We start from the raw sequence: 24442 nt of genomic DNA, 5'->3' as shown, positions 1-24442 counted from the left end.
AATTGGGCGTATTTATGACGGATCATGCGTTTATAGAACTTGCGATTCAACTTGCGAAAGAAAATATTGAGCAAGGTGGCCGACCATTTGGTGCTGTGATCGTTAAGCATGGTGCTGTGGTGAGTACAGGGGTGAATGAAATATTAATCTCGGGCGATCCGACATCTCATGCCGAGTTAAATGCATTAAGACAAGCCGCACAAAATTTAAATACGACGTCTTTGAAGGACTGTGTCGTTTATGCGAGCGGACAACCATGTCCAATGTGTTTGGCGGCTCTGCGAATGGCTGGAGTTGAAAAAATTGTATATGCTTATTCAAATGCTGATGCAGAAGCCTATGGTTTATCTACAGCAGAGATTGCCGAAAAATTAAGACTTGAACCACATGAACAGCAAGGGTTGAGTTTTAGTCAGTTAAAGCCAAACTGTGATCATGAGCTATATGAATTTTGGAAGCAGAAAAATACTTAATAAATAATAAGAGTTTCTTTCTGAGTCACTAACTGTATAGATTTCTGTGAAGAATTAAAAAAGCCAACTGAGGTGATCAGTTGGCTTTTTTTGTTGGAGAGCAATTATTGATTTGCTGAGACACCAATTTTTTTGACATTCAAACGTTGTGCTGCTGCCATCACCATAGCGACATCTTTATATTCTGTCATTTTGTCAGGTTGCACTTTGATCGTATCTTGATCTGCTTGTTGTGCAACACCAGCAAAAAGTGTTTCTAAAGCTTGCTTATTGGCAACGGGTTGACCATTCCAAAATAATTTACCCTGCGCATCAATGCGTAAGGTGACCGGCTCAGGCGGCTTTTCATTGGTTGGCGGTGGCGTACCATTTGGCAAATCAATATTGATCGAGTTATTTGGAATTGGAATTGTGATAATAAACATAATGAGCAAAACCAACATCACATCGATCAATGGCGTCATGTTAACGTCCAACATAACATCATCGTCTTTATCGGAACCGACATTCATTCCCATACCTTGTCCCTCATCCGATTATGGTGCGGCAACAGGAGTCGTGACAAAAGCAATTTTGCCAATTCCTGCTGCTTGTGTTGCACTAATGACTTCATCAATCGCTTCATATTTTGTCACCTGATCGCCACGGATATGAACTTCAGGTTGCGGACGCTTTTTAGCTTCCGCTTGTAGTCGACTGATCAGCGTGTCTTTATCTGCAATGTATTTTTCATTCCAGAAGATATCGCCATTTTTATTGACAGCAATCTGAATATTGATCGGTTTAGTTTCATAAGGTGTGTTTTTTTCCTCAGGTAACTTCACCGGAACTGTATGGATTGCAACAGGTACTGTAATTAAGAAAATAATGAGCAGCACCAACATAATATCAACCAAAGGTGTTGTATTAATGGCTGAAATTACATCATCTTCGTCACCATCTGAATTGACCATCATTCCCATGGCTGATGCCTCTCTTATTTTGTGTCGTTATTATTGTTTTTGATCTCACCGCTTAAAAGTACGGTGTGTAGATCTGAACCAAAGGTACGAACATTATCTAGAACTGCTTTATTACGACGCGTTAACCAGTTGTAGCCAAGAACCGCAGGTACTGCTACAGCCAAACCAATTGCCGTCATAATTAGGGCTTCACCGACTGGGCCTGCAACTTTATCAATAGATGCTTGACCTGAAATACCAATTGCCGTTAAAGCATGGTAAATACCCCAAACTGTACCGAACAAACCCACAAATGGTGCAGTCGAACCGACAGTTGCGAGAAAAGCTAATCCACCACTTAAATGGCTTTGAATTTTATCGATAGCACGCTGGATTGAAATAGTCACCCATGTGTTGAAGTCGATACGTTCCAGCAGATTACCGCCATGTTTTTTGGTTGAATTAATGCCTTTTTCTGCAATAAAGCGGTATGCACTCGATTCGTCTAAGGTTTCTGCTGCGCTATCAATTGAAGCAGCATCCCAAAATTTAGCTTCGGCTTCTTTGCCTTGACGTTTAATTTTAGCTTGTTGAATAAATTTAGTGACCATGATGTACCAAGTTCCAATCGACATCAGGACCAAGATAAAGAGTGTCGATTTAGCAACGATGTCACCTTCACGCCATAGTGCTTCTAAGCCATACGGGTTATAGACTTCTTTGGTTGCTGTAGGCATTGGTGGCGGTGCAGGTGTATTTGTTGTATTCGTAGTTTCTACTTGTGTTGTTGCAGTATTTGCAGATTCTTCAGCAAATGCTGCTTGCAGTGGGAGTAATGTACTTGTTACTAAAACTGTAGCAGATGCAAAAATACGTGCAGATTTCATCATTTTATTCATTCATATTCTCCAAATTTTTGTAGATTTATTAATCAAGTTTAAATTCGTATTCAAGTTCATACCAATCTTCAACTGGCTCACCATTTTTGAGTGCAGGTTTAAAAGTACATAAGCTGAATGCTTTACTTGCGGATTTATCTAAAGATTTAGTACCACTCGATTTTTTAACCTTCACTTGCTTTGCACTTCCATCTGTACCAACAAGAACAGAAATATGGACTGTGCCTATTTCTCCAGCCATTTCGGCCTCACGTGGATATGGTGGTTCTTTACATCCAACACTTCCTTCAGAAGCACCACGTGTTTCTCCAGCTGGTTTTGGAGCAGGGGCAGGTGCTGGAGCTGCTGCAGCTACAGGTGCTGGTGCTGGTGCTGCCACAGGACTAGGAGATGGGGAAGCTGTAGGCGTAGGTGTTGAAACGGCTTTAACTGTTTGAGTTGGTGCAGCTTTTTCAACGACCTTTTGTTCAGGTTGAGGGTCTGGTGTTTTGAGCACTTCCTTAACGAGTTTTGGTAATTCAGGTGGTTTTTCAATTGGTTTCGGTTTTTCTGGCTCAGGTTTTTTATCTTGAATAATGATTAATTCAACAGGTTCTTCTACAGTTTTCTCACCTTTTTTGGACAGGCCAGTAATTAATCCGTAGAGTACAATGAGATGCAGAAGAATGACTGCCCCAATTCCGATCAGGCGTTTGCCGGAATTATTTTCTAATTCAGAAAAGCTTTTGCCCATTACTACTCCTGAAATGTGAGACAAACAATCAATAGTGAAATTGGCACTTGAGATATAAGTGTTTTTTGCATTTTTTATGTTTGACTAATTAATTAAATAAATAGTGCAAGTACGATTCCTATTGGAATCGTACTTGCAAATTTAGCTTTTAGAACTTGTAAGTACCGCGGACATAGAATGTACGACCAGTAGGATCGCTATAACGTGGGTCATAGCCATATTGGAAGTTATCTAAAACGTTCGATGCTGCAGGTTCTTCAGCAAAGATATTTTTGATACCACCAGTGAGCTCTAAATTTTTAAATCCACTGTAAGTTGTTGCAATGTTATAAAGGGTGTAGTCAGGAACACGATGTTTGTCGAACTGTGCTTTCCCAGTTTGGTTTTGGTCGTCATAACCACGGAAGAACTGTTGTTCAAAAATCATTTTCCAGTTTTCATAACTCCAGTTTAGATTTGCTGTGTGTTTCCAACGTAAAACAGCTGGATCGTCATACACGCCAACTAAGCCTTCCCAAGCACCATCTTTTTCTTCTTGATAGTCATTTTTGATGACATAGGTACCATTAATGCCAAAGCCGAAACGACCTGTCGCGGTTAATGGTGAAAGATAATCTAAGCTAATGTCGATACCTTGAGTTTTAATACCCCCTGTATTCATTAGAATGGTATTGATGTATTCAATACGACCATCGGCACCACGCACGAATAATGAAGCATATTTCTCAGGATCTTCAAAAATTGAAGTTTCACCCACTTGGCCAACTAATTCGTCAATTTCAATGTTGTAATAATCAACAGCTAAAACTAAGTTTTTAATTGGTTCGTAAACAAAGCCGGCTGTAAATGTTTTAGATTCTTCTGGTTGAAGATCTGGGTTACCACCTTGCATACGGTAGAACTGAGTATTACATTCGGTTTGATATTGAGTTGAGGTTGGTTTACCGCCTGGGCAAAGGACAGGGTCGTTATATTTTGCGCCAGTGTAGGTTTTACTTTGTTGCGCATTAATTTCCCAAAGGCTTGGAGCACGGAAACCAGTACTGTAGGTACTACGGAACATAAGTTGCTTCATTGGTTCCCAACGAATACCGACTTTTGGATTGAAAGTGTCGCCAAAATCGCTGTAGTCGTCATAACGTGCTGCAAGTTGAGCTTCAATTGTTTTGGTAATTGGAATTTGAAGCTCAGCAAAAGCGGCAGTAATATCTCGGTCACCTTTACTCAGAGGTTTGTCAGGGTCAATACCACTACCTGGTACAAGGCGTACTAACTCAGAGTTTACTTTTGCTTCCCAATCTTGAGTTGTAAAACTTCCACCAAATGCAAAACCAACATCACCAGCTGGTAAGGTGTAAATCGGGCGGCTCACGGTAAAGTCAAATGTTGTGGAATCAAGTGTTGCTTCGTTTGTTGTACCACTCACATTTAATGAGGTCCAAACGTTAGCATCTGCAGATGGACCAAATGGGTTGATTGTGCCGTCATTTAATCCTTCTTGTAGTTTGTTACGATTTAAGTATCCACTAACAAAGCTATCTGATGCTTCGCCTTTTGCGTAAGTTACGCCACCGTTGATATCCCAACCGTATGCTTCACCTTCAAGTCCAGCAAAAATACGATGAGATTCATTGATAGATTGTGAAACACGGTTGCCCGCTTGAGAGCGTAAGTAAAGTTGTAATGGATCACCACTTAGACCATCAACACCAGGGGTAATACCCTCGCCTGGATAATATTGACTGCTTTTAGGAATCGTGACAGAGCGACTATATACGTCTGGAGCAATAGAAGTCGTCACTTTGCTTTTTGCATAGACATATTCACCAATAGCGTTGAAGTTATCGCTAAGTTTGATGGTTGCACGACCAATTGCAGACAAGTCCTCAGTTTCTGGCTGAATACCAATTAAAGCTTGCGTATTGAGGAAGCAGAGTCCGCCATCTTCAGTGACATTGGTTAAATTATTACAATTCGCTGCACCACCATACGGGTTCGCTAATACACCTTCAGGATTTCCGTCAGCATCTAAAGGCCCGCCGTTTGGATCAAGAAAGTTAGCAGGGAAGCCATTTGCTGAACCTGCATCGATACCTAACTCAGGTAGAAGGCCACCACGACGGCTGACTTTACGGTCTTTTGCCATAATTTCTTTGGCTTTACGGTAGTCAATTGCGCCATAAACGTTAAAACCTTGTTCATCTAAGTCGCCATAGCCACCAAAAATCGAAACATCGTATTCTTCGCCGCCTTTATCCTCAGGTTTGAGCAAACCACCGCTAATACCTAAACCTGTGTATTGCTTTTTGGTAATAAAGTTAATTACACCTGCGATTGCATCTGCACCATAAATTGCAGAGGCACCATCACGTAAAACCTCAATACGTTCAACCATTGCAAGCGGAATGGTATTTAAGTTGGTCTCAGAGGTACTAAATGGGCTATAAGCCAAACGACGTCCATTAAGTAGGACAAGGGTTTTATCTGATCCTAGCCCACGTAAGTTCGCTGTTGAGCCTGATGTATTACTTGCACCAACGTTTTGTGCTGTACTGTAGCCCGCTTGGTTCGCACTAATTTTTATTAAGGCTTCTTCAGTCGTTGTGACCCCTTGTTTAGTTAATTCTTCAACTTTAATGACTGTAATAGGTGAAGAACTTTGAGCAGAAACCCCTTTAATGGATGAACCAGTCACAGTTACTTTGGCTACTTTCGTTGGCTTAACTGTTTCTTCTTCATTTGTTTCTGCTGCATGCGCTAAAGATAAACACAGCATACTTAAACTAAGAGTACTTAATTTAAGTATTGTTTTGCTAAATGGTGTGCCCCCCACAGATTTAGCATTTTTTTTCTCTTTCATAGTAAAAGTATTCCTTTTTGTTGTAGTTAGCGATATTGCTTGATTCTTTTTAAGCAATTCAAGTGCCAAATTTATATTTAAATTTTATTTTCAAATATAAAATACTGATAAATATCTACATTATTGAGTTTAAAGTGGAGAACTTTAAGATGAACGGTAAGTATATTTTTTTTAAAGTTATCCTTTTAATTAGGTTTTATCAGGAATTTAACTTTTGATCAAAAGTTTTTTAAAAATATGATTAGGTGCAAATTAAACCTTAAAAAGTGTGAATTAATTCATATTTATGTGTTTGATTTATAAGATTAATCAGTGAAATAAATAAAAAATAAAAACATATAATTCATTGGTTTATATGCTGATGACTTGTCATTTCATCTGAAGGTGATCCATTATGAATCAGGAATGTATTATATTTGTGCAAAATATGCTTGGATGCGTTCAACAACAAGAGTTGAATTTTTGATAAAAACGAGCTTTACTCGGAAAGTCGCTATTAGTATAAATTTATCTTAAAAAAAGAATTTAAAAGGATATTTAATTCAGATAACTTTCAACCAAGGAGTGGTGGCATGAATTTCGCTTTATATTAATTACTGTATTAAGTTCTACGTTTAAAACTTAATTTAAACTGGTTCATTTTATTTTAGTAAAGGTGGCTTTATTTAAAGTCTGCTTGCGGTTTTGTATTATTAAAAAATCATCAGAAAGGAAAAGGTTTGGAAACTAGAAAATTTAAAATAGCGCTCCTTGCATTATTAATTTCAACAGGGATGATGGCCGAGGTTCAAGCTTCTGCACAATCGAATAAAGTTTTAAATATTGCATTTGAAGCACCGGATGATGGTTTTGATATGGTCAAAACCTATAATTATTATAGTGGCAATATTGCGGAAGCCATTTTTGAACCCTTATTGAAATATGACTATCTAGCACGTCCTGTTGTTCTTGTTCCAAATACTATTGAAGCGATGCCAAAGATTGAACAAGAAGGAAAAGTCTATACCTTCAAAATCAAACGAGGCATCCATTTTTCAGATGATCCAGCCTTTAAGGGAAAAAAACGCGAGCTAGTTGCGCAAGATTACATTTACGCGATTCAACGAATTTTAGATCCAGCTAACCGTTCTCCGACCTATTCATTTATTGATGGCAAAATCTTAGGAGGGGATGCGGTCGTTGCGGATGCAAAGAAGTCAGGAAAATTTAATTACAATGCGGCTATTGCCGGCCTAAAAGCGATAGATCCTTATACTTTGCAAATTACTTTGACGCGCCCTGACTATAATTTTCAATATATTTTGGCCTATGTTACGTTTGGTGCAATTTCAAAAGAAGTTGTTGAATTTTATGGCAATAAAATTGCACAGCATCCTGTGGGAACAGGACCGTATCAGCTCAGTAAATATGTTCCACGTAGCAAGATAGAATTGGTTGCAAACCCGAATTATCGTGGTTTTGTCTGGAATTTTAAATCGACAGGCACCGCTTGGGACAATCAGTTAGTTAAAGAAATGAACGGGAAGAAAATGCCACAAATCGGCAAGGTTTCCGTCAGTATTATTGAAGAAGAACAGTCACGGTGGTTAGCATTTAAAACAGGGCAGCTAAATTTTGATAAATTGACCTCAAATGCTGTCCCACAAGCCTTAGATTCTCAAAATAAACTTAAGCCTGATATGCAAAAGCTCGGCATTAAGCATTATCCAAATAAAGACGCTGAAATCACCTACAGCATGTTCAATATGCAAGACCCGCTTGTCGGTGGTCAAAGCCTTGAAAAGATCGCTTTACGCCGTGCCATCAGCATGTCATACAATCAAGCTGAATCGATTAAACAGTTATATCAAGGGCAGGCCGTAAAGGCTGAAATGTTTTTACCAGAAGGCGTGAGTGGCTTTAATCCAAAATATCGCAGTAGTTTGGGATATAACCCATTGCTGGCCAATAAATTACTGGATCGATTTGGGTATAAGAAAGGTGCTGATGGTTATCGAACCTTGCCCGATGGTAAAGCGTTGACCTTAAAAATAAATACTGAAAATAGCTCTAAATCGCTGATTCAATCTGAGTTATGGAAAAAAAATCTCGATGCCATTGGGATACGGGTACAGTTTAAGGTCAGTAACTTTGCTGACAATTTAAAAGAAGCAATGCAATGTAAATATATGATGTGGTCTGGAGCGTGGATTGCAGATTATCCTGAAGGGGAGAACTTTGCTCAATTACTATATGGGCCAAATTCAGGACAAGGGAATTTAAGTTGTTATCAATCTAAAGCTTATGACGCATTATATAAGCAAGCTATTGTGTTGAAACCTAAAGATCGTGAACCTTTTTATGAAAAAATGAACCGTCAAATTGAAGCGGATAACCCTTGGATTATCCATTCTACACGGATTCGTAATTGGTTAATTCACCCTGAAATTCAGGGGTATAAAACACATCCAATGATGAACACCAGTTGGCAATATCTCGATATTCAGCCTAGTAAAAAATAATTGAGTCAGGATTACAATGAAGCGAAATTCGAATTTTACGCTAAACAAATTTGCTACAGCGTGTTTGATGGGGGGAGTGTTGTTCAGTGCGATGCCGACATTAGCATTGGCAAAGAATCCTGCAGATCCAAATAAAGTTTTACGTCATATTTTCCCTGTCGCAGAAACAGGTTTTGACCCAGTTGGCGTACATGATCTGTATTCTGCACATGTGAATACATCAATCTTTGAAACCTTATATACCTATGACTATTTAGCATCGCCGGCAAAGTTGGTTCCTAAAACGGCTGCTGCGATGCCAGAAATCAGTGCTGATGGTTTGACTTATACCATTCGCCTGCAAAAAGGCATTTATTTTGCTGATGATCCTGTATTTAAGGGCAAGAAAAGAGAGTTAACCTCGGCTGATTATGCATATACCTTTAGACGTTTAGTTGATCCACAACTTCGCTCACCAAACAGTTGGCTACTTGATGGTCGTATTTTAGGCATGGAGAAGGTTTTAGAAAAGGCAAAAAAAACAGGTAAGTTTGATTATGATGCGCCCATTGAAGGCATACAAACCCCTGATCGGTATACCCTTGTCATTCGTTTAAATTCTCCAGATCAAAACTTTCCAATGTTATTAGCTCATCAACCTGCATCGGCCATGGCACGTGAAGTGGTCGAAAAATATCGAGACAAAGCGGGTTTTGTGATGGGTAAACCTGTGGGCACAGGGCCATATATTTTGACACGCTGGACACCTGGTTCACGAATTATTTTAAAGGCCAATCCAAACTATCGTGGCTTTGTCTGGGACTTTAAAGCATCAGATGCCAAAGATGAAAAGATTGTAAAAGCCATGCAAGGCAAAAAAATGCCGCAAATTGGCGTGATTGATATTCAGGTGATGGAAGAATCACAATCACGTTGGTTGACCTTTGCAAAAAATGAAGCGGATTTGTTGGTACTAGATGGAGATTTGTCGGTACAAGCCTTAAAAGATGGAGAGCTAAAGCCTGAGTTGGCTAAAAAAGGCATTCAAATGTCGCGGATTTCTGACCCCTCTATCGACTATCACTATTGGAATATGCAAAACACTGTGGTTGGAGGTTTTAGTAAAGAAAAAATTGCATTACGTCGTGCAATGGCGATGGCTTATTCAGCAGATAATCAAATCAAAATTTTGATGAATGGTGATGCACAAAAATTACAAAGCCCAATTCCACTCGGTGTTGTCGGCTATGACCCGAATTATAAATCGAGTATTCCATACTCAGTTAAAGCGGCAAATTTATTGCTCGATCGTTATAACTATAAAGTCGGCGCAGATGGCTGGCGTACTCAACCGAATGGTAAACCGCTTACGATTGAAATGACGATATCGGGCAATAGTAGCCGTAGTCAGCAGTTGGGCGAATTTTGGAAGAAAACTTTAGATAGCATCAAAATTAAAATGACAACAAAGTCGATGCCATTTGCAGAAGCTTTAAAAGCCGAAAAACAGTGTAAAACCATGTTTAAAGCATCTGCATGGATCGCAGACTATCCAGATGCAGACAATTTTATGCAATTGTTCTATGGCAAAAATATCAATGTCACCAACAACGGCTGTTCAAAAATTCCTGAATACGACCGTTTATATGAACAGACGCAGCGTATGAAACCGGGACCGGAGCGTGATGCAATCTATCGGAAAATGTCACGCATATTAGAAGTGTACATGCCTGTCCAAATTAATTATGCACGTTACCGTAGTGTGTTGTCGCAACCACGCGTGATTGGTTATAAAAAGCATCCAATTTTGGCAACAGAATGGATGTACATCGATATTGACCCGAAAAAATAAAATGGAACAAAACTGGAGAAATTATGAAAAATAAAGCTTTGAAACTCACCACCCTCAGTATGTTGATGATCGGCGCTAGCCAATTCGTTCAAGCCGAAGATTCAATACGGAGTACTTTGCCAAAGTTCCAAGCCAAAGAAATACCTGCGCTGTGTGATGCCAAAATTCAGCAAGTGAAAACAGATTTAGCGGCATTTGAGCAAAAAAAGATAAAAAATAATGCAAAAGCAGCACCTGTTTTGGCGGAGTGGGATCAAATTTTTGCCAAATTTGAAGATTTTTATGGACCAATCGGACTATATAGTAACGTCGATCCTGATGAGGCTTTACGTAAGGCGGCGGAAGATTGTGAAATTAAAATTATGGAGTTTCAAACTTCGGTTTATCAAAATCCAAAACTTTACGAGCAAATTAAAAAACTCAAAACCAATGACGAAATTGATAAAAAAATGCGTCAAGACATCTTGGATGGTTTTGAAAATACAGGGGTACAATTTACACCTGAAAAACGTGCTCGTTTGAAAGCTATCTTTGATGAATTAGCAAAAATTGAACAAGAATATGCGCGTAATGTACGAGATAATAAAGAAAAACTGGAGTTTACACCGGCTGAGTTGAAAGGCTTGCCAGACAGTTATATTTCGGGTTTAAAGAAAAATGAAAAGGGCAATTATTTGCTCGGTTTTGAATACCCAGAATACCGTCCATTTATGGAACTAGCAGAAAGCGATGATGCGCGTAAGCGTTACCAAACTGCATTCACGCGTCGTGGTACTGAGAAAAACTTAGTATTGTTAAAGCAAGCAATGGATTTACGTTATGAAATTGCGCAGCTCTTTGGCAAAAAAAGCTATGCCGAATGGGTGTTGCAACACCGTATGGCAAAAGACCCTGAAACAGTGAATAAGTTCTTAGCCGATGTTCATCAAACGGTGGCACCTTTAGAGAAAAAAGAAGTTGAGACTTTACGTGAGTTCAAAGCGAAAAGCCTGAAAATTCCACTCGAAAAAGCTGAAATCAATCGCTGGAGTGAGAGTTACTGGAGTGAAAAACTTCGCAAAGAAAAGTACCAAATCGATCAAGAAAAATTGCGTGACTATTTCCCAACCCAAGCATCTCAAGAATGGATTTTTGCCATTTCATCTGACCTTTATGGTATTGAATTTAAGCCTGCGAAAGTCGATGTTTGGCAGTCAGAAGTTGAATATTACGATGTAAAAGATAAAAAGACCGGTGAGTTGCTTGGTGGTTTATATATCGATAAATACCCACGTGAAGGGAAGTATGGTCATGCGGCTGTTTGGGGCGTAAAAGGTGGTAGTACCTTGACTAAGCGTAAACCGATTTCTGCTTTGGTGACCAACTTTAACCGTAAAGGTTTAAATAGTGATGAACTTGAAACCTTTGTTCATGAGTTTGGTCATGCCTTACACGGTATTTTGTCGAATACACGCTATGCATCTCAATCGGGGACTTCTGTAGAGCGTGACTTTGTAGAAGCACCTTCACAAATGTATGAAGAGTGGGCGCGTCGTAAAGAAACTTTATCTACACTCGCAAATTACTGTAATCCAGCGTGTCCACCTGTAGATGATGCACTGATTAATAAATTAAAAGCAGTTCATAGCTATGGACGTGGTTTGCATTATGCACGTCAAGCCTTGTATGCAAAATATGATATGGCACTTCACTCATCAGATGCTTTGAGTGTTAAACCCTTAGATGTCTGGAAGAAAATGGAAGGCGAGACAGCTTTAGGCTATGTCCCAAGCACTGAATTCCCAGGACAATTCAACCATATCATGGGCGGTTACCAAGTTGGCTATTATGGCTATATGTGGTCTGAAGTGATGGCACTCGATATGTTGTCTGCTTTCGGAGATAACCTAAATAACCCTGAAGTGGGACAACGCTACCGTAAAACGATCTTATCGCAAGGTGGTCAATATGAAGCCGAAAAACTGGTGTATGATTTCTTAGGTCGTAAACCTGATAACAAAGCTTTCTTTGATGAAATTACTGGGCAACGAGTGAAGTAAGGACAACTTTATGCTGGCATATATCATACGGCGTATATGGCAGATGATCCCAACGATGTTGGGGGTTGTTCTGCTCATATTCTTCTTATTTAACTGGGTAGGTGGAGACCCTGCATATATTCTAGCAGGCAAAATGTCGAACCCAGAGCAAATTGAAAACATCCGACAACAGTTGGGGGTTGATCAACCCTACTATGTCCAATTGTGGATTTTCATTAAGCAGATTTTAACTTTTGATTATGGAATGAGTTGGAGTACAGGTGAGTCGGTGTCAGATATTATTTTGACCCGTCTAGGACCGTCACTGACGATTTTAATTCCTTTAACCATTTTGCAAACGATTATTTCAATTGGTTTGGCACTTGCTGTGGCTTCAGTTCGTGGCACATTAACCGATCGTATGATTATGATGCTTTGTACGATTGGTATGTCGATTAGTATTTTGGTTTACATTATTGTTTTCCAATACGTATTTGCATATCAGTTGAGTTGGTTTCCGGTTCAAGGCTGGAGTGATCACTTTAGCGAAAACTTATTTAAATACGGTTTACTGCCTATCTTAATTATGTTGGTGGTGAGTATTGCGCCAACTTTGCGCTTATACCGCAGTTTTGTATTGGATGAAGTCAATCAAGACTATGTTCGAACTGCGCGCGCAAAAGGTGTGGGTGAAAGCCGTATTTTAGGTGTACATGTACTGCGTAACGCCTCAATTCCAATTATTACCGATGTCATGTCGAGTCTACCGGCACTGCTGATAGGCGCTTTCCTGATTGAACGATTCTTTGGTATTCCGGGTATTGGTCGTGAAGTCATTATTGCTGTTGAACGCAGTGACTTCCCTGTCATTAAGGCGATTACAGTCTACGTTGCAGCGGCTACAATGATTTTTAACTTAATCGCGGATTTGATTTATAAACTTGTCGATCCTCGCGTTCAGTTGAAGTAGGTGGCCTATGCTAGGAATATTCAATAAGACCAAAGCAACGGCATCAACACCTGCATCGACTGGCTTGTGGAAGTTGGCGATGCGACGCCTAAAAGCCGATAAATTAGCGATGGTGTCGTTGTTCGTTGTACTGTGCTATTTCGTGGTGTTGTTATTGTCGATGACAGGCATGGTTGCATCCAATTGGAATAAAGAAGTGGCTGTGAGTTATGCACCTCCAAGTTTTATTGGGGCGGAACTCAATGAAACAGCCAAAACCAAAGCATCAGCAGAAGATATGGCATTGCCTGAAAATCCTGTTGATCCTTTAAAAGATGTAATTGCTGAACTGAATGCAGAGATTGCGACTGAGCAAGGTGGTGCCAATGCAATTGACTACTATGGCGTTGTCGATCCACTAGCAGAAGATATGAAGGCGATTGATCAGCAATTGGGTGGTCATTTGTTAGATCAACAAAGTGAGCTAAAACAAACTTTACCGTTTGGTGCGGATAAATGGGGGCAGGATGTCCTGCAAAAAACCATTAAGGGTGCTGAAACATCTATTATTGTTGGCGTGGTAGCTGCATTACTTGCTGTCGTGATTGGGACAATTTTAGGGGCAATTTCTGGCTACTTCGGTGGTTGGGTTGATGATATTTTAAACTGGTTCTATAACATTTTTACCTCGATTCCGTATTTGCTCTTGGTTCTTGCGATTGCTGCTGTACTACAACAAAAGGGGATCTTGTCAATTGTCCTCATTCTAGGACTTACTGGGTGGACGGGGGTATATCGTCTGATTCGTGCAGAGTATATGAAGCATACTTCGCGTGAATATGTGCTTGCTGCCAAAGCGATAGGGGTGAGTCATTTCCGACGTATCTTTGTGCATATCTTTCCGAACGTCAGTCATATTGCATTGGTGCAAATCTCGATTTTAGTGGTGGCCTTTATTAAGTCGGAAGTGATTTTGAGCTTCTTGGGATTTGGTGTTCCTGTTGGGGTTGTGTCATGGGGTAGTATGCTTAATGAAGCACAAAGTGAATTGATTTTAGGTAAATGGTGGCAGCTTATCGCAGCATCTGTAGCGATGGCGGTTTTGGTTACAGCATTTTCGATGTTTACTGATGCACTGCGTGATGCATTAGATCCAAAATTGAAATAAGGAGGAGTAAAGGATGACGGAACAAAATCAAACTGTTAAACCAACGCTCCTCAGTGTTCAAAACCTGAAAGTGAGCTTTAAAGCCGAGGATAAAAGCTATATCGAAACGGTCAAAGGAATATCTTTTGACATTCCTGCCAATACAACTGTGGCGCTTGTGGGAGAATCTGGCAGTGGCAAATCGGTGACCTCGTTGGCAACCATGGGGCTGTTGCCACGTGATCAAAGCCGTATAGATGCAAGCAGTAAAATAGTTTTTGAAGGGCAGGATTTACTGAGTCTGTCTCCAAGAGAAATGCGTAATATCTGTGGTAAAGATATTGCGATGATTTTTCAGGAACCGATGTCGTCACTCAATCCAGTCTTTACGGTGGGTGATCAAATTGCCGAAGTATTACGACTTCATCTAGGTATGGGACGTAAGCAGGCAAGAGCACGGACTTTGGAATTATTGAAGGAAGTGGGTATTCCTTCTCCTGAAACGAAAATTGATGCCTATCCTAGCCAAATGTCAGGTGGCCAACAACAGCGGGTCATGATTGCAATGGCAATTGCATGTGAGCCGAAGTTATTGATTGCCGATGAGCCAACCACAGCACTTGATGTGACGATTCAAAAGCAAATTTTAGATTTACTTGAAGCCTTGCAAAAGAAACGTGAGATGTCGATGCTATTCATTACGCATGATTTAGCATTGGTAAGCGAAATTGCCGATCAGGTGATTGTCATGCGTCATGGAGAAATCCGTGAACAAGGCTTGGTCAATGAAGTGCTGGATCATCCTAAAGATATCTACACTCGAGCTTTGCTTAAGTGTCGTCCACAGATGTCAGAGCGTCCTTATAAATTACCTATGATCAGTGATTTTATGCGTCAAAATGGTGATGAGCTGATTGAGGATGTGCATTTATCTGAGGAAACCCGTAGACAACGAACGCGTGGTCTTACGGGTAATGAACAGATTATTTTAGATGTCAAAGACCTGAAAAAATCTTTTTATAGCCGCAAGGGTTTATTTGGTAAGGATGAGTATCAGGCGGTCAAAGGTGTCTCGTTTCAACTGGCGAAAGGTAAAACGCTCGGGTTGGTTGGAGAATCTGGCTCAGGTAAAACTACAATCGGCCTTTTACTGATGCGTCTACAGGAAGCGACAGGTGGTCAGGCGCTGTTTGAAGGTCATGATATTTTGGCGATGAGCGAAAAAGAGTTTACCCAATATCAGCGCAAAATACAGATCATTTTCCAAAACCCATATGCTTCACTTAATCCACGTTTTACTGTGGGGCAAATTCTAATGGAGCCGATGCAAGTGCATCAGATTGGGAAGGATGATGCAGAACGCGAGCAAATGGCGTTTGATTTACTAGAGCGAGTCAGTTTGCCTGCCCAAGCATTTTATCGATATCCACATGAGTTTTCTGGTGGTCAGCGTCAACGTATTGCCATTGCACGATGCTTGACCTTAAAGCCAGAAATATTAATCTGTGATGAGTCTGTCTCTGCACTAGATGTTTCGGTTCAAGCCCAAGTTCTGAATTTATTGCAAGATTTACAAGATGAATTTGGTTTGAGCTATATCTTTATTTCACATGATTTATCTGTGGTGAAATATATTTCTGACCAAATCATGGTGATGAACCATGGTGATATCGTTGAAATTGCAAACTCGGATGAGTTGTATCGATCACCTCAGCATGAATATACCAAGCGTTTGCTGAGTGCGATTCCACAAACCACTGAACAATTTGTTTAGTATTGGTATAAAAAAACCGCTCAAATGAGCGGTTTTTTTATACTTAAGAAATTAAAATTTCTTAAAGCCTTTGTTGTTTCCGCTAAATGCACGACTTGGCACAGAGTCATTACGACGCTCACGATTGCCAAAATTGTCGTTACGACGTTCACGGTTACCGAAGTTTTCACTGTTGCGATCATTACGGTTATTGTTGAAACCTTCGTTACGACGCTCTGAACGGTTAAATCCATTGCCTTGGAAACCTCCTTCAGTACGACCAGTACGACGTTCGCCACGGTTGTCTTGATAACCATTGCTTTGTTGTGGCTGGTTTTCGTCACTGTCACGACGTTGTTGGCGTAAGTAACCACCACGACGTGCTGCCATTGGTTTGTCTTGCATACGTTCAGTACGACGTTTCGCCATACCAAACAGGCCAGTACCTTGACGTGGTTTAAGTTCAACCGACTTGGTTAAGTTGTCAATATCTTGTTTATCTAGCTCGATCCAACGACCAGTACGCAGTTCGCGTGGCAGAATTACTGAACCATAACGTGTACGTAAAAGACGACTCACTTTTAAACCTTGAGATTCGAAAATACGACGAACTTCGCGGTTACGACCTTCTTTTACAACCACTTGATACCAACGGTTAATACCGTCACCACCAATTTCAGAGAATGACTCAAATTTTGCTGGACCATCATCTAAAACAACGCCTTGTAACATGTTGTTTTTTAACTGAGGGGTGACTTCACCCATGACACGAACGGCATATTCACGTTCGATTTCGCTAGACGGGTGCATTAAACGGTTCGCCAACTCACCGTCATTCGTGAACAGCAATAGACCTGTAGAGTTGATATCTAGACGACCTACCATTACCCAACGATCGCCGGTAATTTGAGGTAATTGTTCAAATACCGTTGGACGGTTTTCAGGGTCATTGCGTGAACAAATTTCGCCTTCTGGTTTATAGTAAATCAACACACGGCGACGAATTTCGTCTTCAATTTGGAACTGAACTTTACGACCATCGATGCGAAGCTCATCACCCGGTTCAATACGTTCACCCACTTGGGCAACTTGCCCATTTACGCTCACACGACCAGCGGCAATGACTTCTTCCATATAACGGCGAGAACCCAAACCAACGCGTGCGAGCACCTTTTGCAATTTTTCACTCATGACAGCATAACCTTAGAAATTATCATCAACAGTTCACCTATTTATGACTTCGGTGCATTCGCATCGAGGGCCATAAAAGCTTCCTTGGCATCCTGCAGGGGAGGCAATTGGCCCAAAGAGGTTAGACCAAAAGCATTTAAAAATTGAGGCGTTGTAACTAACAACGCGGGTCGTCCTGGGAGTTCACGAAAACCAGATTCTTTAATCCAGTTCCAGTCAAATAACGTACGTAAAATTTGACTATTGTTGGTCACCCCACGGATTTGCTCAATATCTGCGCGGGTTACCGGTTGATGGTAAGCAATAACAGAAAGAGTTTCGAGCAAGGATGGCGATAAACGAGTTGGTCGTTCAGGCCAGGTCTGTGCAATAATATTACGATATTTTGCACGTACTTGAAAACGGAAACCTTGAGCGGTTTCAACAAGTTCAATTGATCTGCCGTGTTGCAGCATTGAAAGTTGCTGCAAATATTGGCGTAATTCGGTTTTACTGAAACGGTCTTGGAAAGCCTCTTTTAAACGGGCAATACTCACTGCCGCTTCACTGGCAAAAATAATGGCTTCAAGCTGCATCAAAATTTCATGCAGATTATCTTCTGAAGACACCGCAGTCATTTGTTTAAGTTCAGTGTTCATGCACGTGCTCCTTGAATTGCAAGCGGTGCTTCTACACCTGATGCGACAATTTGGACTTTTTGTTGGCGTGTCAGTTCCAACACGGCCATAAATGTCACGACAACACCCATGCGGCCTTGGCTTGGTTTGAGTAAGTCCGCAAAATCTAATACTTCACCTGACTCAAGCTTAGTTTCAATATAAGCAATACGTTCTTCGAGTAAAACAGGCTCTTGTAAAATTTGGTGGGTAACCGGTTCTGGTCGATTAAAGACACAGAGTATGGCATCACGGAGTAATTGAATGTCATAACCGTCATTGGTTTCGACAATCGTTCCTAAACTGACATTGGTATCGAAAGTATCTCGATCCAACACTGACATTTGACCTAATCTTTCCGCAGCTTGTTTGATGCGCAAATACGTTTCTAAACGGTCAATCAATTCTTGTTTAGGATCTTGTTCATGTGCCGCGGTCGATTTAGGTTTTGGCAATAATAGACGCGATTTTAAATCGGCCAATAGGGCTGCCATCACCATATAGTCTGCGGTTAATTCAATATCTAGCGATTTCATTGCATCCATATAAGACAAATATTGGGATGCAATCGGGGCAATATCGACTTGTAATAAGTCGAAGCCATTTTTTTGAATCAGGTAAATCAGAAAGTCGAGTGGTCCTTCGAAATGCTCTAATAGAATTTCAAATGCAGCGGGTGGAATGTACAAATCTTCTGGAATAGCTTCTTGCCACTCATCCAAAACGCGAATGTGTGGAGCATCTTCCATAGAATTATGGACAGTTTGGTTCATTGCAATTATAGGCCACGCGAATTTTCAAAGGCATGCAGACAGCTTTCGCTTCGATCTCACATCGAAAGTAAAAGCACAAAAGTTATAGGGAATAGTGTAATGGAAAAATGCGTTTAAAGAAATTACTGAACGGTTGAATTGGGTAAAAAACTTAAAATTTATAGGGAATAGGCTTTATTTATACACATGTAAAATTTTAAAGCTGTGATATCGATCACATCTTGTGTTAATTATAAAAAATACACTCATCAAACCGTGAACTCATTTAAGCTGTGATATCTGGATGATGGGCGTCCAGCATGAAATGATTTGATTGAATTGACTAAAAGAATATTTGCTATGCCACAACAATATAATCAATGGGGTCAGGCCGTAGGGATGACGTTGGCGCAGTTTGTACCTTGCCAGTTCAGATGTAAAACCGAAGAGGGGCAATCTGTTCGACTTATTCCGATGTTGCCCGATCAGCTTGATGATAGTCTTTTACAGCGGCTATGGCAGACAGTACAACTAGAACCTGATGAACGCTGTTGGACGTATTTGCCTTATTCTCAAATTCTAAGCATGCAGCAATTGCTTGATTATTTTCAGCATTCCTTTCATTTTGCGGGTTCCATGCATTATGTCATTGAAGTTGGTGATGCCATTGTAGGATGGGTTGGTTTGCTCAATGTACGCCCAGCACATGCCGTCATCGAAATTGGTAATGTCTATTTTTCAAGTTTAATGAAGCAATCAACAGCCGCAACTGAAACCATTTATCTATTGTTAAAAGCATGCTTTGCAGCGGGATATCGACGGGTGGAGTGGAAGTGTGATGACTTGAACACGCCTTCGAAAAATGCTGCCTTACGTTTTGGCTTTCAATTTGAAGGGTTGTTTCGTCAACATGTGATAGTGAAAGGTCGTAATCGTGATACTGCTTGGTTTGCGATGTTGGATCAGGATTGGCTAATGTTGTCTCAAGCATATGCAGCTTGGCTCAATACAAATAATTTTGATGAGCAGGGACAACAAAAAATTCATTTAAAAGAATTTATGCAGCTTTATAGCGCTTGAGGAAAAGCACACTATGAAGGTTTTGAGCCTGTTGGTAAGACCCTTTGTTCAAGTGCAAATTCGATAATGTGTTGGCACTGTGCTTGCGAGCAGAGATTTTGACTGGATCGTCGTTTAAACAGCGATTTCACAGTTGATGTATGTAGAAAATAATGAAAAATTTGCGGCTGTGTTGTCGCTATTGGTGAAATTAAATTCTTATCTATTGCCCTTAGTTGAGCCGTGGATTCTAAAGTCCAAGGCTCAGTGGCATATATAGCAAAATGATTGAGACTGCTATGCTCGGAGACACTGAGGTCTGTCGCATTTTGGAGTTTGAGTAAAATCTGAAATAAAGTCATCAGGTCGATTCCTTTATCGAAAGGTGCTTTAACCGCGTTTTGAGCAAATGACCTTTACATGCTGTGCCTCTGATAGGTAACAGCATACATTTTACAGTACATGCTATTCAAAGGCACTGACATCACCGACACCGCGGCGAATCACTTCAGGGTATTCACCTGCAAGGTTTACAACGCTAGTGGTATTTAAAGTACCTAAACCGCCATCAATTAATACATCTATGCGTTTGCCGATTTGCAGTTCAATTTCGTAAGGATCATCAATCGGTTCTTTTTGACCTGGTAAAATTAAGGTCGATGTTAATAAAGGCTCACCCAATTCTTTGAGTAATAATTGGCAAATCGGGTTGCTCGGAATGCGTAGTCCAATGGTTTTCTTTTTAGGATGCATTAAACGGCGAGGAACTTCACTGGTCGCAGGCAAAATAAAGGTAGTGACAGCAGGGGTGTTATTTTTCAATAAACGATACATGGCATTGTCGACTTTGGCATAAGTGGCAATGTCAGATAAATCTGCACAAATAATCGCATATTGATGTTTAGCATCGAGCTGACGAATTTGGGCAATGCGTTCCATGGCATTTTTGTTCCCAATCTGGCAACCGATGGCATAGGCGGCATCCGTAGGATAAACCACCACATCGCCGGCACGAATCCGTTCAACGGCCTGCGTAATTAAACGGGGCTGAGGATTTTCCGGATGTATTCTTAAATGCAACATGTCGTTTTCCTCTTATTATTAAAAGCTCTAGACATTATGTCGCGGTCTATTTGCTTTGTGCAATGCGAAATGCAGTCAAATTGTATAATTTAATCAAGCATTTCACGTTGAAATTCATTCGCCTGTAACATTTTGCCAGCACGTGTACAGTGACAAATGCATTGGATAAAGCGCCAAGCATCGCGTGGAAGTTTGGCTTCGCCCTTAAAATAAGCCTGTAATTGTGCATAGACATTATCTTTAAAGCTGCTGCCATCTCCTCCTTCACCAGTGAGGTTATCGAGTGATACACGAAACTTACGTCCAAAGGCTTTGGCAAATAACCATTCGATCGCTTGGGGCTTAATTTCTACCTGTTCAAAGAGGGCTTGTTGCTCTTTGCTGCGACCATCTGGTGCATACCAATAGCCTAAATCGGGAAGTAAACGGCGTTGCTCGCCAGCAATAGTCCAATGGCTAATTTCATGCAAGGCACTATTGAAATAACCATGAGCAAATTGAATACGGGCAGGGCCGTTTGAATCGGCAGGAAAGTACTCTGGCTCAAAGTCCCCTTTCACTAAGCTCACATTCAGGTGGGAAAACCAATGATTAAAGTGTAAGATGAGCCATTCGACTTGTTCTGTTTCTGTGGAAAGTTTCTCCCAAGCCGAGAGTTGCACTTGGTCGGTTGAAATGTCAGAATCAAGCGTTGAAATTGTGCTCATAAGTGATGAAACATTCACTTCTGTTTGCGGCTGCAACAGATGCATAACTTAAGTTACCCAAATGGTCTGTCTAAATAAGTACAAAATTGTATCTTAATCTTTGACAGAGTACTGATGAATTTGTAGAATTGCCGCCTTAATTATGTCAGCAAATACCTTTCCGGCACAGATTGAGCCGTTTAAATGGGCTGAACAGGGCTTTAAATGGTCAGGAACACTGCCATTATCTCGCTTTGTTCGTATTGCTCGTGAAGCTGTTGGATCAATTGATGATCAATTGATTAACATAGACTGTAAGCTATCAATGGATGCTTATCATCGCATTGTATGGCTAGATGGTCATGTTGAAACAAATGTTCCAATGGAATGCCAGCGTTGTCTGGATACTGTTGAGATCCCACTTGTTTCAAGTTTTCATCTAGCTCTTGTAGATGACGAGTCACTGATAGAGCGCTTGGATGAGGATGCTGATTTCATCGTTTTAGGTGAAAGTGAAGCAACAACCAAAGGTTCATATGATGCGCCTGCGACTGCTGATTTACTCTCACTGATAGAGGATGAATTGTTATTGTTGATGCCTTTGTCACCTAAGCATGACGCTTGTGAACATAAGCATCAACCTGCCGCTGAAGAGCTTGTTGAAGAAAAACGGGACAACCCGTTTGATGTTTTGGCAGGTTTGAAGGGTAAACTTAACTAATTTTTGTGTTATACTCTTGAGTATAAGACAATCGAATTTGTTCTGATCCATTTTTTCGATCTTTGTAAGGAGCCATCATGGCCGTTCAGCAAAACCGTAAAAGTCGCTCTCGCCGTGACATGCGCCGTTCACATGACGCTTTAACCGAGAATGCATTAACTGTAGACCAAGCTACTGGCGAGACTCACCGTCGTCACCACGTATCTAAAGATGGTATCTACCGTGGTCGTCAATTATTCGCTAAAGCATCTGCTGAATAATTGGTGATGTATTAAGCGTCAAGCTTAGTAGAAAAAATGGGAGCGTTAAGCTCCCTTTTTTTGTACCGATTTTTTGTTGCATTTGGCAATTACCAAGACAAAAATTAAGTGTTAAATTTCCGTCCCTGAAACAAGCTTACATGGGATTGTGTTGAATAAATGTCCAAATAGCATAAATTCACCAGTCTTGATAAAGGATTTTTTTATGTCTGCTAAACAACTCGACCAAGCAGCTCAAGCTACTAAAACTGCATTCGTGTTCCCGGGTCAAGGGTCACAGAAAGTCGGCATGCTCGCTGAACTTGCAGAACAGTTTAGTAGTGTGCAAGCAACATTTGCAGAAGCATCAGAAGCGGCTGGCTTTGATCTTTGGCAAATTGCTCAAAGTGGTGAAGGGTTAAACCAAACAGAATTTACTCAACCTGTACTCCTGACTGCCAGTATTGCTTTATGGCGTGTGTGGTTAGAGTTAGGTGGTGTTGCACCGAAATACCTTGCAGGTCACTCATTAGGTGAATACAGCGCCTTGGTTGCTGCAGGTGCGATGAGCCTAGGTGATGCCGTTAAACTGGTGAACCTACGTGGTCAGTTAATGCAAAGTGCTGTACCTGAAGGTCAAGGTGCAATGGCGGCAATTTTGGGTCTAGATGATGCCAAAGTCATTGAACTTTGTGCTCAAGCAGAAGGCCCAGGTTCAGTAGATGCTGCAAACTACAATGCACAAGGTCAAGTTGTCATTGCGGGTGATAAAGCCATGGTTGAAGCGGTTATGGCTGCTGCTAAAGATAATGGCGGTAAGGCAATTGCACTTCCGGTTTCTGTGCCATCGCATTGTGCATTGATGAAACCTGCTGCTGAACAGTTTGCGACAGCATTGGAACAAACTGCCATTGAGCTGCCTACTATACCTGTAATACAAAATGTAGGCGCTGAAATCGCGACTGATGTAGCGCAATTACGTCAGGCGTTAACTGCACAGTTATACCAATCTGTACAGTGGACAAAGACCATGCAGTATTTGCAAGACCAAGGTATTCAGTACATTGCTGAATGTGGTCCGGGTAATGTCCTTGCGAATCTCGCAAAACGTTTGCCAAATATTGAAAAAGCATTCCCACTCGACACGAAAGGTCGTATGGAAGATGCACTGAATGCCATTTTAGTGGCAGAAGGGAAAATTGCATGACACAAGAACGCAAAGTTGCTTTAGTAACAGGTGCGAGCCGAGGGATTGGAGCAGCAATTGCTCAGCAATTGATTCAAGACGGTTATTTTGTTGTAGGTACTGCAACTTCAGAAGCGGGTGCGGAAAAATTATCTGCTGCTTTTGCTGAAAATGGTGCGGGTAAAGTTCTAGATGTACGTGATGCAACTGCAATTGATGCATTGGTATCAGACATTGAGCAAAACTTTGGTTCAGTATTGGTTTTAGTGAACAATGCTGGTATTACCAAAGATAATTTGTTACTTCGTATGTCAGAAGATGATTGGGATGACATTCTCAACATTCATTTGAAAGCCGTTTATCGACTTTCTAAACGTGTTTTAAAGGGCATGACCAAAGCACGTTTTGGCCGAATTATTAATATTAGTTCTGTGGTTGCACATTTTGCTAACCCAGGACAAGCAAACTATTCTGCTGCAAAAGCAGGGATTGAGGCCTTTGGTCGCAGCCTTGCAAAAGAGATGGGAAGCCGCCAAATCACTGTAAATGCAGTGGCTCCGGGCTTTATTGCAACAGAAATGACAGAACAGTTAAGCGAAGAAATTCGTAAAAAGATGAGTGATCAAGTGGCCTTAAACCGTTTAGGTGAGCCGCAAGATATCGCAAATGCCGTAAGTTTTCTTGCTTCTGAAAAGGCAAGTTACATTACCGGAACTGTATTACATGTAAATGGTGGTTTATACATGAGCTAAGCGCTCAAGTAT

At 40.8% G+C, this 24442-nt stretch carries 22 protein-coding genes; 12 read left to right on the top strand and 10 right to left on the bottom strand.

What is annotated here, in order from left to right; translation table 11 throughout:
- Nucleotides 1-14: 14 nt before the first annotated feature.
- A complete protein-coding gene (locus FTU29_RS08055) occupies nucleotides 15-473 on the top strand; it encodes a nucleoside deaminase (RefSeq protein ID WP_180092479.1) in 459 nt (152 codons plus the stop codon).
- 104 nt (nucleotides 474-577) lie between these two features.
- Here FTU29_RS08055 and FTU29_RS08050 read toward each other — a convergent pair whose 3' ends face one another.
- The 5 genes from FTU29_RS08050 to FTU29_RS08030 form a co-directional block, all read right to left on the bottom strand.
- Complete coding sequence (locus FTU29_RS08050) at nucleotides 578-991, bottom strand: biopolymer transporter ExbD (protein ID WP_078190075.1); 414 nt, start codon at nucleotides 989-991, stop codon at nucleotides 578-580.
- A gap of 18 nt (nucleotides 992-1009) precedes the next feature.
- Nucleotides 1010-1435, bottom strand: a complete 426-nt coding sequence (locus tag FTU29_RS08045) for a biopolymer transporter ExbD (protein WP_078190074.1) — start codon at nucleotides 1433-1435, stop codon at nucleotides 1010-1012.
- Between the two features lie 14 nt (nucleotides 1436-1449).
- Nucleotides 1450-2313, bottom strand: a complete 864-nt coding sequence (locus FTU29_RS08040) for a MotA/TolQ/ExbB proton channel family protein (RefSeq protein WP_078194237.1) — start codon at nucleotides 2311-2313, stop codon at nucleotides 1450-1452.
- A 28-nt stretch (nucleotides 2314-2341) separates the two neighbouring features.
- Nucleotides 2342-3046, bottom strand: coding sequence for an energy transducer TonB (locus FTU29_RS08035; RefSeq protein WP_180121264.1), 705 nt, complete (start codon nucleotides 3044-3046; stop codon nucleotides 2342-2344).
- 148 nt (nucleotides 3047-3194) lie between these two features.
- Nucleotides 3195-5906, bottom strand: coding sequence for a TonB-dependent receptor (locus FTU29_RS08030; RefSeq protein WP_180121262.1), 2712 nt, complete (start codon nucleotides 5904-5906; stop codon nucleotides 3195-3197).
- Nucleotides 5907-6679: 773 nt separating this feature from the next.
- Here FTU29_RS08030 and FTU29_RS08025 point away from each other — a divergent pair.
- From FTU29_RS08025 to FTU29_RS08000, 6 genes are all read left to right on the top strand, one after another.
- Nucleotides 6680-8407 (top strand): ABC transporter substrate-binding protein, encoded by a 1728-nt coding sequence (locus FTU29_RS08025; protein WP_180121335.1) that lies wholly within the window; start codon nucleotides 6680-6682, stop codon nucleotides 8405-8407.
- 67 nt (nucleotides 8408-8474) lie between these two features.
- Nucleotides 8475-10238: an ABC transporter substrate-binding protein gene (locus tag FTU29_RS08020; protein ID WP_373423593.1), complete on the top strand. Its 1764-nt coding sequence runs from the start codon at nucleotides 8475-8477 to the stop codon at nucleotides 10236-10238.
- A gap of 23 nt (nucleotides 10239-10261) precedes the next feature.
- On the top strand, nucleotides 10262-12277 hold the full coding sequence (locus FTU29_RS08015) for a M3 family metallopeptidase (RefSeq protein ID WP_180121258.1): 2016 nt from the start codon (nucleotides 10262-10264) through the stop codon (nucleotides 12275-12277).
- Nucleotides 12278-12287: 10 nt separating this feature from the next.
- A complete protein-coding gene (locus tag FTU29_RS08010; RefSeq protein WP_078190067.1) occupies nucleotides 12288-13226 on the top strand; it encodes an ABC transporter permease in 939 nt (312 codons plus the stop codon).
- Nucleotides 13227-13233: 7 nt separating this feature from the next.
- Nucleotides 13234-14373, top strand: coding sequence for an ABC transporter permease (locus FTU29_RS08005; protein ID WP_078194230.1), 1140 nt, complete (start codon nucleotides 13234-13236; stop codon nucleotides 14371-14373).
- Nucleotides 14374-14386: 13 nt separating this feature from the next.
- Nucleotides 14387-16126 (top strand): ABC transporter ATP-binding protein, encoded by a 1740-nt coding sequence (locus FTU29_RS08000; RefSeq protein ID WP_180089351.1) that lies wholly within the window; start codon nucleotides 14387-14389, stop codon nucleotides 16124-16126.
- A gap of 51 nt (nucleotides 16127-16177) precedes the next feature.
- Here the strand turns inward: FTU29_RS08000 and rluB are convergent, their stop codons facing one another.
- From rluB to FTU29_RS07985, 3 genes are read right to left on the bottom strand one after another with little or no spacing between them, the layout of a single operon-like run.
- Nucleotides 16178-17296 (bottom strand): 23S rRNA pseudouridine(2605) synthase RluB, encoded by a 1119-nt coding sequence (gene rluB, locus FTU29_RS07995; RefSeq protein ID WP_180011977.1) that lies wholly within the window; start codon nucleotides 17294-17296, stop codon nucleotides 16178-16180.
- A 41-nt stretch (nucleotides 17297-17337) separates the two neighbouring features.
- Nucleotides 17338-17934 carry an SMC-Scp complex subunit ScpB gene (gene scpB / locus FTU29_RS07990; protein WP_078190063.1) on the bottom strand — a complete coding sequence of 199 codons (597 nt, stop codon included), beginning with the start codon at nucleotides 17932-17934 and terminating at the stop codon, nucleotides 17338-17340.
- A complete protein-coding gene (locus tag FTU29_RS07985) occupies nucleotides 17931-18725 on the bottom strand; it encodes a ScpA family protein (protein ID WP_078190062.1) in 795 nt (264 codons plus the stop codon). The genes scpB and FTU29_RS07985 overlap by 4 nt, the downstream gene beginning before the upstream one ends.
- A 339-nt stretch (nucleotides 18726-19064) precedes the next feature.
- Here FTU29_RS07985 and FTU29_RS07980 point away from each other — a divergent pair, with 339 nt between their 5' ends.
- Nucleotides 19065-19784, top strand: coding sequence for a GNAT family N-acetyltransferase (locus FTU29_RS07980; protein WP_180121256.1), 720 nt, complete (start codon nucleotides 19065-19067; stop codon nucleotides 19782-19784).
- A 444-nt stretch (nucleotides 19785-20228) separates the two neighbouring features.
- Here the strand turns inward: FTU29_RS07980 and FTU29_RS07975 are convergent, their stop codons facing one another.
- Nucleotides 20229-20846 carry an L-threonylcarbamoyladenylate synthase gene (locus tag FTU29_RS07975; RefSeq protein ID WP_078190059.1) on the bottom strand — a complete coding sequence of 206 codons (618 nt, stop codon included), beginning with the start codon at nucleotides 20844-20846 and terminating at the stop codon, nucleotides 20229-20231.
- A gap of 89 nt (nucleotides 20847-20935) precedes the next feature.
- Nucleotides 20936-21598: an elongation factor P hydroxylase gene (locus FTU29_RS07970; protein WP_180121254.1), complete on the bottom strand. Its 663-nt coding sequence runs from the start codon at nucleotides 21596-21598 to the stop codon at nucleotides 20936-20938.
- Between the two features lie 97 nt (nucleotides 21599-21695).
- On the opposite strand from FTU29_RS07970, the gene FTU29_RS07965 reads away from it, so the two are divergent.
- The 4 genes from FTU29_RS07965 (at nucleotide 21696) to fabG (ending at nucleotide 24430) form a co-directional block, all read left to right on the top strand.
- Entirely contained in the window at nucleotides 21696-22253 is a 558-nt protein-coding gene (locus tag FTU29_RS07965; protein ID WP_078194223.1) for a DUF177 domain-containing protein, read from the top strand.
- A 77-nt stretch (nucleotides 22254-22330) separates the two neighbouring features.
- Nucleotides 22331-22513, top strand: a complete 183-nt coding sequence (rpmF, locus tag FTU29_RS07960) for a 50S ribosomal protein L32 (RefSeq protein WP_004279227.1) — start codon at nucleotides 22331-22333, stop codon at nucleotides 22511-22513.
- Nucleotides 22514-22718: 205 nt separating this feature from the next.
- On the top strand, nucleotides 22719-23699 hold the full coding sequence (gene fabD, locus FTU29_RS07955; RefSeq protein ID WP_180121252.1) for an ACP S-malonyltransferase: 981 nt from the start codon (nucleotides 22719-22721) through the stop codon (nucleotides 23697-23699).
- Nucleotides 23696-24430: a 3-oxoacyl-ACP reductase FabG gene (gene fabG / locus FTU29_RS07950; RefSeq protein ID WP_078190055.1), complete on the top strand. Its 735-nt coding sequence runs from the start codon at nucleotides 23696-23698 to the stop codon at nucleotides 24428-24430. Before fabD ends, fabG begins: the two co-directional genes overlap by 4 nt.
- Nucleotides 24431-24442 lie beyond the last annotated feature (12 nt).

This window comes from Acinetobacter sp. YH12086 (assembly GCF_013419345.1).
Lineage (GTDB): Bacteria > Pseudomonadota > Gammaproteobacteria > Pseudomonadales > Moraxellaceae > Acinetobacter > Acinetobacter amyesii.
The sequence above is the reverse complement of the archived record's forward strand: the minus strand, read 5'-3'. Positions and strand labels throughout refer to the sequence as shown.